18 protein-coding genes are annotated in these 15,616 nt (G+C 58.7%); all 18 read right to left on the minus strand.

All coding sequences use genetic code 11. The features are described 5' to 3' along the window. Positions 1 to 21: 21 nt before the first annotated feature. Positions 22 to 891, minus strand: coding sequence for a MinD/ParA family protein (locus CIC07_RS13995; RefSeq protein WP_076355334.1), 870 nt, complete (start codon positions 889 to 891; stop codon positions 22 to 24). Next, positions 884 to 2,248, minus strand: a complete 1,365-nt coding sequence (gene flhF / locus CIC07_RS14000; protein ID WP_076355332.1) for a flagellar biosynthesis GTPase FlhF — start codon at positions 2,246 to 2,248, stop codon at positions 884 to 886. Before flhF ends, CIC07_RS13995 begins: the two co-directional genes overlap by 8 nt. Next, complete coding sequence (gene flhA, locus CIC07_RS14005) at positions 2,245 to 4,278, minus strand: flagellar biosynthesis protein FlhA (RefSeq protein WP_076355330.1); 2,034 nt, start codon at positions 4,276 to 4,278, stop codon at positions 2,245 to 2,247. The genes flhF and flhA overlap by 4 nt, the downstream gene beginning before the upstream one ends. A gap of 23 nt (positions 4,279 to 4,301) precedes the next feature. Beyond that, entirely contained in the window at positions 4,302 to 5,396 is a 1,095-nt protein-coding gene (gene flhB, locus CIC07_RS14010) for a flagellar biosynthesis protein FlhB (protein WP_076355328.1), read from the minus strand. A gap of 14 nt (positions 5,397 to 5,410) precedes the next feature. After that, positions 5,411 to 6,208: a flagellar biosynthetic protein FliR gene (gene fliR, locus CIC07_RS14015; protein WP_076355326.1), complete on the minus strand. Its 798-nt coding sequence runs from the start codon at positions 6,206 to 6,208 to the stop codon at positions 5,411 to 5,413. Between the two features lie 10 nt (positions 6,209 to 6,218). Then, entirely contained in the window at positions 6,219 to 6,488 is a 270-nt protein-coding gene (gene fliQ, locus CIC07_RS14020) for a flagellar biosynthesis protein FliQ (protein WP_021879160.1), read from the minus strand. A gap of 24 nt (positions 6,489 to 6,512) precedes the next feature. Then, entirely contained in the window at positions 6,513 to 7,238 is a 726-nt protein-coding gene (gene fliP, locus CIC07_RS14025) for a flagellar type III secretion system pore protein FliP (protein ID WP_442953341.1), read from the minus strand. Positions 7,239 to 7,261: 23 nt separating this feature from the next. Next, positions 7,262 to 7,792 carry a FliO/MopB family protein gene (locus CIC07_RS14030; RefSeq protein WP_076355322.1) on the minus strand — a complete coding sequence of 177 codons (531 nt, stop codon included), beginning with the start codon at positions 7,790 to 7,792 and terminating at the stop codon, positions 7,262 to 7,264. A 107-nt stretch (positions 7,793 to 7,899) separates the two neighbouring features. After that, the gene (locus CIC07_RS14035) at positions 7,900 to 8,262 is read right to left on the minus strand and encodes a response regulator (protein ID WP_021879164.1); all 363 of its coding nucleotides are present in this window, start codon (positions 8,260 to 8,262) and stop codon (positions 7,900 to 7,902) included. A 24-nt stretch (positions 8,263 to 8,286) separates the two neighbouring features. Continuing rightward, the gene (gene fliY, locus CIC07_RS14040) at positions 8,287 to 9,552 is read right to left on the minus strand and encodes a flagellar motor switch phosphatase FliY (RefSeq protein ID WP_076355320.1); all 1,266 of its coding nucleotides are present in this window, start codon (positions 9,550 to 9,552) and stop codon (positions 8,287 to 8,289) included. After that, positions 9,542 to 10,543 (minus strand): flagellar motor switch protein FliM, encoded by a 1,002-nt coding sequence (gene fliM / locus CIC07_RS14045; protein WP_048745248.1) that lies wholly within the window; start codon positions 10,541 to 10,543, stop codon positions 9,542 to 9,544. Before fliM ends, fliY begins: the two co-directional genes overlap by 11 nt. Before the next feature lie 36 nt (positions 10,544 to 10,579). Then, positions 10,580 to 11,062: a flagellar basal body-associated FliL family protein gene (locus CIC07_RS14050; protein WP_076355318.1), complete on the minus strand. Its 483-nt coding sequence runs from the start codon at positions 11,060 to 11,062 to the stop codon at positions 10,580 to 10,582. A gap of 5 nt (positions 11,063 to 11,067) precedes the next feature. Then, positions 11,068 to 11,286: a flagellar FlbD family protein gene (locus CIC07_RS14055; RefSeq protein WP_021879168.1), complete on the minus strand. Its 219-nt coding sequence runs from the start codon at positions 11,284 to 11,286 to the stop codon at positions 11,068 to 11,070. Between the two features lie 89 nt (positions 11,287 to 11,375). After that, positions 11,376 to 12,191 (minus strand): flagellar basal body rod protein FlgG, encoded by an 816-nt coding sequence (gene flgG, locus CIC07_RS14060; RefSeq protein ID WP_076355316.1) that lies wholly within the window; start codon positions 12,189 to 12,191, stop codon positions 11,376 to 11,378. A 37-nt stretch (positions 12,192 to 12,228) separates the two neighbouring features. Beyond that, a complete protein-coding gene (locus CIC07_RS14065) occupies positions 12,229 to 12,726 on the minus strand; it encodes a flagellar hook capping FlgD N-terminal domain-containing protein (RefSeq protein WP_076355314.1) in 498 nt (165 codons plus the stop codon). Between the two features lie 23 nt (positions 12,727 to 12,749). Next, the gene (locus tag CIC07_RS14070) at positions 12,750 to 14,201 is read right to left on the minus strand and encodes a flagellar hook-length control protein FliK (RefSeq protein ID WP_076355312.1); all 1,452 of its coding nucleotides are present in this window, start codon (positions 14,199 to 14,201) and stop codon (positions 12,750 to 12,752) included. A 15-nt stretch (positions 14,202 to 14,216) separates the two neighbouring features. Continuing rightward, positions 14,217 to 15,116 (minus strand): magnesium transporter MgtE N-terminal domain-containing protein, encoded by a 900-nt coding sequence (locus tag CIC07_RS14075; RefSeq protein WP_076355310.1) that lies wholly within the window; start codon positions 15,114 to 15,116, stop codon positions 14,217 to 14,219. A gap of 53 nt (positions 15,117 to 15,169) precedes the next feature. Then, positions 15,170 to 15,616, minus strand: a complete 447-nt coding sequence (gene fliJ, locus CIC07_RS14080; protein ID WP_076355308.1) for a flagellar export protein FliJ — start codon at positions 15,614 to 15,616, stop codon at positions 15,170 to 15,172.

Here is a 15,616-nt window from a genome sequence, read left to right on the forward strand (position 1 = left end):
TCTCCCATCTGAAGCCAAAGGTTAACGTTTCCGACTGAACCACTGCTGTAGAATACCTTTGACGCTGCGATGAGGAAGACTGTCTGCCGGCAAATCGAGGTATTGCCGGGCAATCTGCATGATGTTCCTTGCCGCGTCCGAGTCCGGATAAGCGATGAGGACAGGCTTCTGCGTCCGGACCGCTTTGCCCACCTTGCCGTCATCCGCAACGTAGCCGCCGTAAGGAAGGCGGATGCCGAGAAAGCGGTCTGCCGCCATGTCCATCTTGGCCGCCGTCTGGCGTCCTTCCTGCTCATCGAAGGCGCGATTGACGACTACCCGGAACCGCGTATCCGGCATGCTGCCCGAAACCATCTTGACGAGCGCGTAAGCATCCGTGATGGATGTCGGCTCGGGTGTCGTCACGACGAAGGTTTCGTGGGCCGCCTGGATGAATCGTTCCGATTCCCGTGTCAGTCCCGCGCCGGTATCGAACAGGATGAAATCGTATTCCCCCTGGAGCATGCCGAGCTGCTCGTCCGCTTCCTGAAGCTGCCGGTCCGTGAGATGAAGCAGCTCCCGGAATCCGGACCCTCCGGCGATGAAATGGAGCCCGGACGGTCCCAGCTGGATGATGTCTCGGATGCTCTTGTCGCCGGTGAACAGATGGTAGAGAGAGTACGGGGCCGGAATGCCCATCAGAACGTCCAGATTGGCCATGCCGATATCCGCGTCGATGACGAGCACTTTTCGGCCCAGAGACTGCAGCGCGAGCCCGAAATTCAGACTGAAGTTGGACTTGCCGACTCCGCCCTTCCCGCTCGTCACCGTCAGCAGCCGCGCGTTCTTTTCCATCTGCCCGCCCGTCCGCTGCTTGATCAGATTGCGAAGCGCCTGGGCTTGGTCATTCATTCGGATGGGTTCCCAGCAGCAGCTTCACGTACCGATCCGACCGGAACGGCTCGAGATCGTCCGGGACGGTCTGGCCGAAGGCCAGATAAGCCGGCTTCAGACCGTGATCCATAATCAGATTGAAGGCCGCGCCGTACACCGTCGTTTCATCCAGCTTGGTGAAGATGACCTTGTCCACCCCGTGCCGGATGAAAGGCTGCGCCACCGCTTCCATATCCGGCGTGCGGGCGGTCAGGCTGAGCACCAGCAGCGTATCCGCATCCTCGCTGCTTCTCAGCAAGCTGTTGACCTCGTGGATCTGCAGCTCGCTTCGGTAATTCCTGCCGGCCGTATCCATGAGCACGGCATCCTTCTGCTCCAGCTGCTGGAATGCCCTTGCCGCCTCCGCGGGGGAGAAGACGACCTCCAGCGGGATTCCCAATATATCCGCATAGGTCCGCAGCTGATCGACAGCGGCGATGCGGTAGGTATCCGCGGTGATCAGGCCGACCGCCTTGCGACGGCGCAAAGTAAGATCCGCGGCCAGCTTCGCGATGGTCGTCGTTTTGCCGACGCCTGTCGGCCCGACGAAATGCAGCACCCGGCTATGCTCGGCCGGCTTCTCTCCCATATAAGGCTCCAGCCACAGCTGCAAATGCTCCGCGGCCGCCGCCCATAGGGCTTGCGGATCTTCGCTCAGAAGGCTGTAGTCCGGCTTGGCCTGCAAGTCGGCCAGAAGCCTTTCCCGCCAAGCGGCCTTGACCTCCTGCGCTTCCAGCCTATCCATCAGGCTGGATACATGGGCCGGAGCCATTTCGGCTGCCTGGGCGCCGGACAGCTGACGGATCCACGTTTTGAGATCGCGGACCTCCCGGAGCAGATCCTGCTCCATTCCTTGGGTGGCCGGCTCGCGGAGGCCGCTGGCCGGGGCGGGAGCGGCGGAGCCGTTCGACGCGGCGGCATCCCCGGCGGATACAGCAGGTTCAGGAGTCGTTCCGCCTGCAAATGCAGGCGGACTGGCCGCAGGCTTCGCGACCGACTTGTACTTGGCCGCTGCCAGCGAGGCCGGAGCAGACGGGGCTGCCGCAGAAGCCGGCGAGGCCGGCTGCCCAGGCGCTGCCCCCGAGTCGGGCGAGGCCGTCCTCCTTGTCGCCGCTGCTGCCAGCGACTGGAGGGTATCGGCCAATGCGGCGGAAGGCGGCGGGCTGACGGTTTCCGCCGCCGCAACGACCTCTATGCCCTTTTTGCCGAACATGCCTAGAAATCCTCCGGTCTTGATTTCCTTCGTGCTCAAAATCACGGCATCCTTGCCCAGCTCTCCTCGGATAAGCGCCATAGCCTCCGGCATGGACGATACGACGTAGCGCTTCACTCTCACAGGCTCACCGTCCCTATGCTCTGAACTTCAATGGAAGGCTCCAGCTCGCTGTAGGACAGCACCGGAATGTCTCCCATCACCCGTTCGATCATCTGCCGCAGATACATGCGGATCGTCGGCGATGCGAGCACGACCGGCTGGTGCCCGGACTGGATCTGGCGGTTGACCTGCTCGCTGACCTTATTGCAGATCTGCTGGGTGGCGATCGGATCCATGGCCAGATAGCTGCCATGCTCCGACTGCTGGACGGCTTCGGCGATCTTCTTCTCCAGCGCCGGGCTGACCGTAATGACCCGCATCGAGTTGCCGCCGGTGCTGTACTGCTGCGTAATCTGGCGGGAGAGCGCCTGGCGGGCGTACTCCGTCAGAATGTCGGTATCCTTCGAGTACAGCCCGTGATCGGCCAGGGTCTCGAAGATGCTGACAAGGTCCCGGATCGAAATTTTTTCCTTGAGCAGCTTGGCCAGCACCTTCTGCACATCTCCGATCGTCATGACGGAAGGAATGAGCTCCTCCACAAGCGCCGGATAGGCTTCCCGCATGTTGTCGATGAGCGCCTTCGTCTCCTGCCTGCCGAGCAGCTCATGCGCATGGCGCTTGATGATCTCGGTCAGATGGGTGGCGACGACCGACGGCGGATCGACGACGGTGTAGCCGGACATCTCGGCCCGCTCCTTGGTCGCCTCGTCGATCCATAATGCCGGAAGTCCGAAGGCCGGCTCCATCGTTTCGATGCCGATGATGGATTCGTCCTCGAAGCCCGGGCTCATCGCCAGATAATGATTCAGGAGCAGGTCGCCTCGAGCGACCGTATTGCCTTTGATCTTGATGATGTATTCGTTCGGACGAAGCTGGATGTTGTCTCGGATCCGGATCACCGGAACGACAAGCCCGAGCTCGAGCGCGCACTGGCGGCGGATCATGATGATCCGGTCCAGAAGATCGCCGCCCTGCTGCGTATCCGCGAGCGGGATGAGGCCGTAGCCGAATTCGAACTCGATCGGGTCCACATGCAGCAGGTTCACGACGCTCTCCGGACTCCGCACCTCCTCGATCTCCTTCTCCTCCACCATCTGCTCCTGCTCTGCGATCGCGCGGCTTTGCTCGCCCTGCATCTTCCACCCGAGGTAGACAAGCAGCCCCGCGATCGGGAACGTGCGGATGATGCCGATAGGAGTGAACAGGCCCAGCAGGGCGATGGTGCCCGCTACGACGAACAGCAGCTGCGGATACCGCAGAATCTGACTCGTCAGGTCATGGGCCAGATTGCCTTCCGAAGCCGCTCTCGTCACGATCAGGCCGGCAGCCGTAGAGATGAGCAGCGCCGGAACCTGGCTGACGAGACCGTCGCCGATCGTCAGGATCGAATACGTGTTGAGAGCCTCGGAGAAGCCCATCCCGTGCACCGCCATCCCGATGATGAAGCCGCCGAGAAGGTTGATGATGAGGATGATGATCGACGCGATCGCATCTCCCTTGACGAATTTGCTCGCGCCGTCCATGGAGCCGTAGAAGTCGGCTTCCCGCTCGATCTTGGAGCGGCGGGACCGGGCCTGCTGCTCGTTGATCATGCCGGCGTTGAGATCCGCATCGATGCTCATCTGCTTGCCCGGCATCGCATCGAGAGTGAACCTTGCCGCGACCTCCGCGACCCGCTCCGAGCCTTTGGTGATGACGATGAACTGCACGACAACCAAGATCAGGAACACGACAAAGCCGATGGCGACCTGGCCTCCGGCAACCCAGTTTCCGAATGTCTGGACCACCTCGCCCGCGTGGGCATGGACAAGGATGTTGCGGGTTGTCGATACGTTGAGGGCGAGCCTGAACAAGGTCGTAATCAACAGAAGGGCCGGGAAGATGGAGAAATCCAGCGCTTCTTTTGTATTCATCGCTATTAAGAGAATGATAAGAGCGACCGATATGTTGATTACGAGCAGGAAGTCCATCAGAAAAGTAGGGATGGGGATGACCATCATTAGGACAATGCCGATAATCCCTACCAAGATTGCCAGGTCCCTCGGTTTCATGACGAATGCCTCCGCTTACTGAATTAAGATGATTTGCTGCGGCCTTTCAGCTTGTATACATAGGCCAGCACTTCCGCGACCGCTTGGAACAAATCCGGCGGGATGCTGTCCCCTATTTCCGTCCTGTCGTACAAGGCTCTCGCCAGCGGACGGTTCTCCATCGTGACGACTCCGTTCTCCTTCGCGACTTCCTTGATCCTCAAGGCGACGTAATCCATGCCTTTCGCCAGAATGACCGGAGCCTGCATGCGCGCGCCGTCGTAACGGATGGCGATGGCGAAGTGGGTCGGGTTCGTAATGACGACATCGGCCTTGGGCACTTCCTGCATCATGCGCTGAAGCGCCATCTTCCGCTGCCGCTCCTTGATCTTCCCTTTGATGAGCGGGTTGCCCTCGCTCTTGATGTACTCATCCTTGATGTCCTGCTTGGACATCCGCAGATTCTTCTCGTACTCGTATTTCTGATAGAAATAGTCCGCCGCCGCGATGACGATCATGAGCGAGGCGAATTCGAGGCCGAGCTTCAAGGTCAGGCCGGCTGTGAACGTGAAGATGTCTTCGACGGGAGAATGTCCCAGCATGAGAATGCGTCCCCATTCTCCCCAGATCGTGTAGAACACGACCACTCCGACAACGATCAGCTTGATGATGCTCTTGAAGAATTCCGCGACCGACCGCATCGAGAAGATGTTCTTGAAGCCGCTGATCGGGCTCAGCTTCTTGAAGTCCGGCTTGAGCGGCGTCCCCGTGAGCAGAAACCCTACCTGCACGTAGTTGAATGCCGCAGCCGCCACGAACGCGAGCAGCAGAATCGGGGCCAGCAGCATGAGCAGCTCCATCATGACGTGATAGAACAGCGACATGACGTTGCCCGAGGTCAGATCCAGAGTCAGCCAGTCGTTGAACAGGCTGCCGAAAATACGGTAGATCCGTTCCTTGTAATACCCTCCGAGCACGAGGAAGCTTCCGATGACGAACAGAATGATGAAAGCGCCGGGAAGCTCGTGGGTTTTGGCGATCTGGCCCTTGTCGCGAGCCTCGCTGCGCTTCTTCGGCGTCGCTTTTTCGGTCTTCTCGCCGTTGAACAGCTGCAGGTCGACTTTGAACCGGAGCCTCATAACCGTGTCCCTCCTCAAGAGCCTGTCCCGCCTTGGCTGCCGACAGCGTTGAACAGCTCGCCGAGCTTCTCGAACATCAGGCTGAACAGATGCCCGAACAGTACGCCGAGAGACGGCATCAGCAGCATCAGCAGCAGGATGCCGAGCATAATTTTGAGCGGGGCGCCGATGACGAATACATTGTATTGAGGCGCTGTCCGAGCCAGGAAGCCAAGGCCGACATCCGTCAGGAACATGGCTACGACGATCGGCGCCGCGATCTGCAGGGCGAGCAGGAAAGACTCGGAGAACGCCCTGACGAGGAAGTCCGAGATCAAGCCGCTGGAGATATGCTCCATGAGTCCCAGCTTCAGAGGCAGCCAGCTGTAGCTGTTCATCAACGCCTGCAGCATGTACAGATGGCCGTTCATCGTCAGAAACAGCAGCGTCAGCACCATATACTTGAGATTGCCGGTAATAGGCGCCGAGGTTCCGCTCAGCGGATCGATGATGTTCGACATGGCGAGACCCATCTGCAGATCGATGAAGGCGCCGGCCGTCTGGACGACGGTGAAGAACAGGTAGACGATGAATCCAAGCAGGAGGCCGATCAGGATTTCCTGGAGGATCAGCAGGATAAAGCCCGCATCGGCAGCAGCCGTCTGCTTGATTCCGAACGAGAAGTACACAAGAAGCGAAACGGCGAAACCGAGACCGATCTTGAGCCTCGCCGGCACGGTTCGAGTGGAAAAGACAGGCGCGACTACAAAAAAAGAGGTCATTCGACAAAAAATCAGCAAAAAAATAGGAAACCCGTTCAGAAATTGTTCCATCAGCCTCTGCCTACCCGATATAGTTGTGCAGGTTGTTCAGCAGGTTGTAGGTGAAATCCACCAGCGTGTTCAATATCCACGGGCCGAACAGCAGCACCGCGGCCAATACGGCGACGATCTTGGGGACGAACGCAAGCGTCTGTTCCTGGATCTGGGTCGTGGCTTGAAAAATGCTGACGGCCAGTCCGACGACAAGCCCGAGAATGAGCATGGGCGCGCTCGCTTTCAGCATGACGAACATCGCTTGACCCGCCAAGCCGATGATGAAATTGGAACTCATGACATTCCCCTCCTTCTTCTGCGGTCATGACGGATTAAAGCTGAGCAGAAGCGACTTGATGACCAAATACCATCCGTCTACGAGAACAAACAGCAGAATTTTGAAAGGAAGCGATATCATCACCGGCGGCAGCATCATCATCCCCATCGCCATCAGCGTACTGGAAACAACCATGTCGATGATCAAAAAGGGAATGAAGATCATGAATCCCATCTGGAACGCTGTCTTCAGCTCGCTGATCGCGTAAGCCGGCACCAGCACCGTGATCGGAATATCCTGATAGGTTTTGGGCTTTTCCGCCTTGGTGTAGTTCAGAAACAGCAGCAGGTCTTTTTCCCTCGTATGCTGGAACATGAACTTTTTCATCGGCACAGCCGCTTTTTCAAGCGCCTCCGTCTGAGTCAGCTCGCCCTTCATATAAGGCTGCAGAGCCGTATCATTCACTTGCGACAGCGTTGGAGACATGACGAACAGCGTCAGGAACAACGCCAGACCGATCAGAACCTGATTTGGAGGCATCTGCTGGGTTCCGAGCGAAGTACGCACGAAACCAAGCACGATGACGATCCGGGTGAAGCTGGTCATAAGAATAAGGAAGGAAGGAGCAACCGTCAGAACGGTCACCATCAATAGGATGGATACAGCGCTCGTTCCTCCGGCGCTGTCCCCGCCAATATTGATATCGATGCCCGGCAGAGGCTCGGCATAAGCGGCGCTCTGCCAGGCGAGCGACATGGCCAGGACAGTCATCAGCGAAAGCATACGTTTTCTTGTCATTCGTCCCTCAACCGATCCCTGTCTCTAGATTCCTGGAACAGCTGTTCAAGCTCTTCCTGCTGTCTGGATTGCTGCTCGAGCTTTTGATTCAGCAGCTTCTGGAACCGCTTCGCCTCTTCCTTGCCGTCATCGGCCGAAGCTTGAACAGAGCGGTTCCCTTCTCCTGCCTTGCCTTGGATTCTGCGCATCCATTCCCCCAGCGGTACGCCGGATGCGGCATTGCGCTTCTCCAGCAGCTGGCTGCGGAGGCTGTCCGCTTCTTCCCCTGCCGGGAACCGGTCCAGAAGCGTCACGTTCTCGCCGACGCCGACAACATAGATTCTGCCAGCCGCTTCAATGACCTGGATCGACTTGTTCGGTCCGAGCGTCAACCCTCCAAGCTGTTCAAGAGCTCTTGCGCCCCCCATCAGCTGGCTTCGCTTGGAGAGCCAGCGAATGAGGAGGGTGATCAATCCGATGACAAGAGCAAGCGAGACGAGCACCCAGACGACGCTCCCCGTCATGCCCCCGCTCGCGAAGTGCGGCACCTCGCTCCCTCCGGAAGGAAGGGGATAATCAAGCGTTCCATCAGGCTTTGGTGAAGCGGAAGGAGCGGCCGCCTGAGCCGCCAATCCGGCTAACAATGGCATTTCCGTTACCCAAGCGTCTTCTTGATGGCCTCGATGACCCGGTCAGCCTGGAACGGCTTCACGATGAAATCCTTCGCCCCAGCTTGAATGGCATCGATGACCATCGCTTGCTGGCCCATGGCCGAGCACATGATGACTTTAACGTTCGGGTCGATTTTCCTGATTTCCTTCAATGCGGCGATGCCGTCCATCTCCGGCATCGTGATGTCCATCGTAATCAGATCCGGCTTGACTTCCTTGTATCTTTCAATTGCCTGCGATCCGTCCTGAGCCTCGCCCACGACCTCGTAGCCATTTTTAGTCAGAATATCGCGAATCATCATTCGCATGAATGCAGCGTCATCAACGATCAGAATACGGTTTGCCATTTGTCATTTCCTCCCTGGATGCACTTATTGAATTTTGGTCATGCGGTCCCACTGGCTCACGATATCCGTGACCCGGACCCCGAAATTCTCATCGATGACGACAACTTCGCCTTTTGCAATCAGCTTGTTGTTCACCAGAATGTCTACGGGCTCGCCTGCCAGCTTGTCGAGCTCGATGATGGAACCCTGCGACAGCTCAAGAATATCCTTGATCTGTTTTTGCGTGCGTCCAAGCTCTACGGTTACTTTCAGCGGAATATCGAGGAGCAGGCCGAGATTGCTCTCGTCTCCCTGAGGATATCCCGGCTGGAAACCGGAAAATTGAACCGGCTGGACGTTGACGTTGCGGCCTGCCGGAGCGCCGAATGTCTGCGGGCCTTGGTTGTGGTTAGCGGTTGCGGCGTACATATCGGCCGCCGGCTGCTGATAGGCCTGCTGTTCGTGGACAGGCTGCTGCTGCGCAGGCTGTTGATGGACGGGCTGTTCGTGGACCGGCTGCTGCTGGACGGAAGGCTGCGCAAGCGGTTCCGAATGCGGAGCTGCCGAAGCCGATTCGGCCGCCGGAGCCGCAGATGACGCGGCGGCCTCATCTCCGCTTCCGCCCATCAGCGTGTCGACCATCTGCTTGGCGAAGTTGACCGGCAGCAGCTGCATGATCGTCGAATCGATCAAGTCTCCGATCATCAGCCGGAAGCTGACTTTGATGAAGACGTCATCCGGCGGCAGCTGGGCGAGTCCTCCGCCCTGCTCCACATCGAGGATATCGATGCCGGGAGGCGAGATGTTGACCATCCGGTTGAAGATGGTCGACATCGATGTCGCCGAGGAGCCCATCATTTGGTTCATCGCTTCCTGCACGGCGCTGATATGGATGTCATTGAGCTCCGTCTGGCCGACGTCGCCTTCGCCGCCAAGCATCAGATCGGCGATAACGCCGGCATCCTTTGTCCGGATGACGAGCGAATTGATGCCTTGGAAGCCTTCTACATAGCTGACCGACACCGCGACATGAGGCCGGGGGAACTCGTCGGCGAGATCTTCCCGCTTGATCAAGGCCACCTGCGGAGTCGTGATGTCCACTTTTCTTCCCAGCAGGGTAGACAGCGCGGTTGCCGCGCTTCCGAACGTGATGTTGCCGATCTCGCCCAGTGCATCCTGCTCGATGGAGCTCAGGTATTGGGAGATCTGCGCCTCGCCTGCCGTATCGGAAGGAGCGGCGGAATAACCGTCCGAGCTCTGCCGGAGCAGGGCATCGATCTCCTCCTGGGACAAATAATCCTTACTCGTCATAATCTTCGTCTGCTCCTTCGCTTACGATCTCGTCCACCTGGACGGCGAGGCGGTCGCGGACCGACCCCGGGCTGCCGATGAACTTCAGCTTTTCTCCAACCTTGATGTGCAAGCCTTCGCCGACCGGCTTCTTCAAGGAAATGACATCTCCTGCGGCGAGGCTCATGAACTCTCTCACCGTAATGGAGGATTCTCCGAGCTCGGCGATGATCGGCAGCTTCGCTTTATGTACGCGCTGCTCCAGGATCTCCACTTCTTCAGGGGCGCGCGACTTCTTCTGGGAGACGAACCAGTGATGCACGGACAATCTCGGCATGATCGGCTCGATGACCACATGCGGAATGCACAAGTTGATCATGCCGGTCGTATCCCCGATTTTCGTGCTCAATGAAATCAAAGCGATCGTTTCGTTGGGAGAAACGATCTGCATGAACTGCGGGTTCGTCTCAAGCGAATCCAGCCTGGGCGAAATGTCGTACACCGTTTTCCAGGCTTCCTGCAGGCTTTCGAAGGCACGGCTGAAGATTTTCTCCATGATCATGGTTTCAATCTCCGTGAGCGCCCCGATCTTGGCGGGAGCGGTTCCTGTGCCTCCAAGCAGCCTGTCGACCATGGAATAGGCCACGTTGGGATGGACTTCAAGCACCATCCTGCCTTCCAGCGGCTCCGCCTCAAAGATGTTCAGAATGGTCATTTTGGGAATCGAGCGGATGAATTCGTCGTACGGCAGCTGTTCGACCTGCACGACGCTGATCTGCACGAACGTTCTCAGCTGCGCCGAGAAATAAGTCGTCAAGTATCGGGCGAAGTTCTCATGAATCCGGGTCAAGCTTCGAATATGGTCCTTGGAAAAACGGACGGCCCGCTTGAAATCGTACGCGCGGATCTTCTTCTGGCTTTCTTCCTTCTTCAGCTCCTCCGCATCCATCTCTCCAGACGACAAGGCGGCAAGCAGGGCGTCGATCTCATTCTGGGAAAGCACATCCACCATCACTCTCACCTCCTTCGCTTATCTCACTTGGCCGTCCTAGATTTCCGTCAAGGTATAGTCCGTGATGGAAACCTTGATCAGCTTGCCTTTGGGAAGAACTTCATTGATTTGGTTGAGCAGCTTGGCCTCGAGCGCATCCTGTCCGGCTGAGCCTTGCAGCGCCTGGGCTTCCGTATCGGCCAGCGTACGGTTGATGATCGGCTTCACGACGATATCCTTGATCTTGTCGAAGTCTTCCTTCGTCGCTTTTTTGTCCAGCTGGAAAGCGAAGCTCACGAGCAGGAATTTGTTGTCGTCCTTCAGGTTCCGCTTGATATCCTTGAGCTCGGATGTGACCGAGACACGTTCGTCAGCCGTAAGCGGCTTGACCTTGGCGGCTGCCGCCGTTGTCTTGGCCGTATCCCCTCCCGAAGCCGTTGCGGGATCCTTCAGGAGCGAGTTGTACAGGATGACCGCCACCACAGCGATGAGCGAGATGGCCAGCAGCGTGGTGATCAGCCAGGGAAGCATTTTTTTCATAGCGCCTATTCCTCCGTATATCCACTCTTATGAGATGATGCCGCGAGGCCGATGGAGCGGTAGAAATCGGTCATCCGCCCGGCCAGAACGGCAGCCGACTCCACAACGACCATTTTTTTGCCGGTGGTCATCGTCACGAGCGTATCCGGCGTTTCTTCCAGGAGCTCGATCAACAGGGCATTGATCATCAGCTTGCTGCCGTTGAGCCTTGTTACTTCAATCATGTGAACCCTCCCGCGGCTGCGCCCTCGGCGGAACCGATGCGGCCGAGCGGAGCTCGGCCGGCGGATCCAAGCCGATAGGGCTAGATCAATTATCTCTTCAGATTGACGAGCTCCTGAAGAATTTCATCCGATGTCGTAATGATTCGGGAGTTGGCTTGGAAACCGCGCTGCGCAACGATCATTTCCGTGAACTCGCTCGTAAGGTCGACGTTGGACATCTCCAGCTGGCCGGCTACGATATTGCCTGTTCCGGTCTCCGGATCTCCGGGAGCTCCGATAGCCAGCTCCTCGGCATTGGAATTCACCGTCGAGCGGTAAAGGTTTCCGCCGACTTTTTCCAGGCCGTTCGGATTGGTCACTTTCACGACGCCGATGGTGGCGATGACATCTCCTGTCGTTCCGTCCGCATTGACGCCTGTCACCGATCCGTCCTTGCCGATCGTGAAGGCGCTGACTCCGGCCAGCGAAATCGGTTCGCCGTCGGAGCTCAGCACGAGAGCGCCGTCTGCGTTGACCAGCTGTCCCGCGGCATCGACCGAGAAGTTGCCGGCACGCGTCAGGTAGAAGCCGTCTTCCATTCCCGCCGGACGGACGGCGAAAAATCCGTCTCCGTCAATGCGCAGATCCGTCGGCACATTGGTCGTCATGGCGCTGCCCGCCGTGTGCAACGTATCGATGGAGGCTACCGTCACGCCCAGACCGATCTGCTGCGCGTTTTTGCCGCCGCGCGTTCCGTCTTCCGGCTGTGTCGCCCCTGCGACCGTCTGGCTCAGAATATCCTGGAACATGACCCGTCCCGCTTTGAAGCCGACGGTATTCACGTTCGCAATATTGTTGCCGATGACATCAAGCTTGGTTTGGAAGCCCCGCATGCCGGAAACGCCTGAATACATAGATCTCAACATAATCTATCAACCTCCTAAATGGATGGATACTGCTCGATCAGGCTCCTGCCGGCTGTTCGCCGGAAGGCTCATCCGGCGTCTGTTCCGGAGCCTCTTCCGCCGCATCGGACCGGATGGACTTCAGCGCGTCGATCGGAACATAATTGCCGCTGGAGACGATATACTGGATGCCGTCCTTCAGCACGACCGAATCGACGAGGCCGCTTTCGGCCGTCAGCTTGCCGGCAGCGTCAAAGATGTCCCATTCCGCTTGCTTCCCGATGAGATCGGAAGTAAGCCCCAGATTCTGTCCCTGGATGTTGAGCTGTCCGGAAATGTTCGACAACTGCTCGACGGAAGAGAATTGGGCGAGCTGAGCGATGTAAGTCGTGTTGTCGGACGGATTCATCGGGTCTTGATATTTCAGCTGTGCGACCAGAAGCTGCAGGAAAGCATCCTTGCCGAGCGTGGAGTTGTCCATGCTTGTCGACGCCGCCTTGGAATTCTTTTGGCTCACGAACGGATAAATGGAATTGGCGTTCACGGATGCTGCCATCGTTGATCCCCCTCGAAACCGGCTTATGCCGTTTCGTTAATTGCCCTGCCGTATCCAAGCTCGCGGATGGCGGATTGGACGACTTCAGCTTCTTGCATGCCCTGCTCTTCAGGGCGGTCGGAGCCGTTTCGTGCGGACTGGCCGCCCTGCTCGCCTCCGCCCCGGCTCTGCTGGCCGAATGAAAGCGAGGTCTGCAGCTGGCTCGAGGCCGATACATCAAGCCGATCAACCTGGAAACCCTGGTTTTGCAAGGACATCCTGAGCTGGCCCAGCTGGTTCTCGATCGCTTCCCTCGCCGCCGGCGAATCCGCCGCGAACAGCGCCGTCAATTGGCCGTTGTGGATCTGAAGCTTGACGTCCACCTGTCCCAAGTTTTCCGGGGTCAGCGTCAGTCTCGCTTCCGTCATGCCCGATGAAGACGAGACATCAAGCTTCTTCAGGACAAGCCCGGCCACCTCCTGGGCAAAGCGATGGACAGGCACTTTCACGGTCGCTTCCGCGCTGTCCGGAACCGCAGCTCCCGGCTGGACATTTCCTGCTGTAAGGGTCGCGGCCGACGACGGCTGCTCATTCGGTTCCGCCATGAGCATGGCCGGCTGCACGGCTTCATCCGCCTGAGCGCTTCCCGCCACGGAGCTTACGGCCGCTCGGATGTGGGCCGAAGATGCTTCAAGCTTCGCCAGCAGCGTTGTGCCGGAAGCCGGAATCCCTGCAAAAGAAGTCCCGTCGGGCTGACCGTCCGGGATCGTTCCCCCTGGAGCGGACTTGGCCGTATGCGGCGCTTCGAGCAGGCTCTGCAGCTTGGTCAGCTGCGCCTGGGCCAGCGCCTGGGAATCGACCTTGCCGGATGGCTTGGCGAGAACGTCGGGCAATTGCTGCCTCAGCGCCAGCAGCAGCTCTCCGACTTCGCCTTTGGCGGCTGCCGTTGCGGAAACCGCTGCCGGCTCATCCTGCCCCTGCTGGCCGCCGCCTGCAAGCTTCGCTGAAGGAGGCGGCTGAATGCCGAGCAGCGCGAGCAGGGCTCCGAGCTCGGACGCGGCCTGCTGCCAATCCTCGAGCGGAATGGAGCCATCCTCTTCCTTGCCTTCGTACAGCAGATCGAGCAGATCCTCCAACTTGGCAAGCAGCGGCTCGGCCGCCTGCTCCGAGGAGGAAGTCGCGGCTGGAGCTGCTTCTCCAGTCGGCAGAGCTTCCGACAACGGTCCGTCTGCTTGAGCCGGGGCGCTCGGCTCCGCGCCGTCAGGCTGCGCGGAAGCTGCGCTCAGCGCCATTGCGGCGGCCAATGCCGCAGCTGCCGCAACGGCGTCCTGCGGAGCATTTCCCGCGTTCGAGGACGCTTGCCCCTGGACGCCCGTCTGCAAGGCTCCAGCCATTGCTTGGCTGAACGGGACGGCTCCGGCGGCCTTGCCTCCGGCCGCTTGGACAGACGCTCCCGAGCCGGTCGAGGCAGTCGGTTGAGTAGTCGTGATCTCCATTGTTCACCTCCTGTTCTATTTTCCCGCCATGAGCTTGCTCACAAGCTGCGACGTCAGCTTTTTGTTCAGTGCCGACATCTCCTGAACGATCGACGAGCGTTTGGAATCGCTGACCGAGCCGAGAATCCGAAGCACTTTGCTCGGGCTCACATCCGACATCGCCAGCAGCAGCTGCGCCGCCTTCGCCGGATCCATCGATTCAAACGTTTTGCTGAGCTGGTCTTCGCTGAGCAGCGCGGAGCCGGATGCGGGAGCTGCGCTGGAAGCCTGCTGGGCTCTCGATTGCAGCGCGGCAATCTGCTGATCCTGGACCGGAACGGAATCCTTCAGCCTCGCTGCCGTTTCGGCTGCCCGCTTCGGATCCATCTTGGCCAGAATCGCTCCTTGGGACCGGCTGTCCATCGTGTTCAGGACGAGCACAGCTTCATCCAAGGTCATATTCTGAATGATTGGAGCCGCCTTGCTCGGCGTCATCGAGGAGAACATTCCCCCGAGCTCCGTTATTTTGGCTTGATATTCGCTGCTGCTCAGCTTTTTCTGCTCGTCGCTCTTGATCAGCTGGTCGAGCTTGTCCTGCAGGTCGTTGATTTCCTTCTCAAGCGATGCTTTTTCCGACTCTGCGGCTTGAAGCCGCCCTTTGGCTGTCTGCAAATCTACCTGCAGGCCGGCGATCTGCTTGCGCTGAGCAGCGCCGTTGTCCGGAGCGGGGGCGCCGGATGCGCTCTGGCTCTCCGGAATGAACGACCCGACAACCGGAATGCTGCGACCGGTATCCATCAGCCGCGAGCGCAGCGACGGGTTGAACACCACTAGAAGCACAAGCACCAGCACCAGCGTGAACAGCAACGGCGTCACAAAAAACAGGAAGCGTTCCATCCCGCTGTAGCTTTGTTTCTCACGTTCTTCTGCCAACATTTCATCCCTCCCGGGGGCATGGGTCGTCCCCGACTGCTTCATCTTGCCTTCTGCTAAAGCGCAGCGCGCGAATGGCGTTGGACTGCGATTTCATCGAGTTCCGCCTGCTCTCCGGCAAGCTGTGCAGCCTTGAATCGGTTCAAGGCTTTTTCTTTGGATTTCAGCCAGATCTTCTCCTGAATCTTGCGCTCAGCAAGACGATGCCTCGAGGATTCGACCTCGTTCTCCGCCGCCTGCACGACTTGCTGCTTGCTTCCGATGCAGGCATCCAGATGAGAGAGGAACCGCTGGATCGCCTGCAGCTCCATGAGCGGGCTGCCTTGCATGCCGAGCTCTTCCAGCTTCCCTTCCCAGCGCAGACGCTCCGCATTCAGCTCGGACAGGGACATCTCCTCCGCGTGCAGCAGATCGAGCGCGGCCGTCAGACCCCATTTGGCTTGCGTCGTCTCGCTTTGCTTCAAGTTGACAATGCTTTGGTAGGCATAGCGGAATGCGGTCAC

Source organism: Paenibacillus sp. RUD330, assembly GCF_002243345.2.
GTDB lineage: Bacteria > Bacillota > Bacilli > Paenibacillales > Paenibacillaceae > Paenibacillus_O.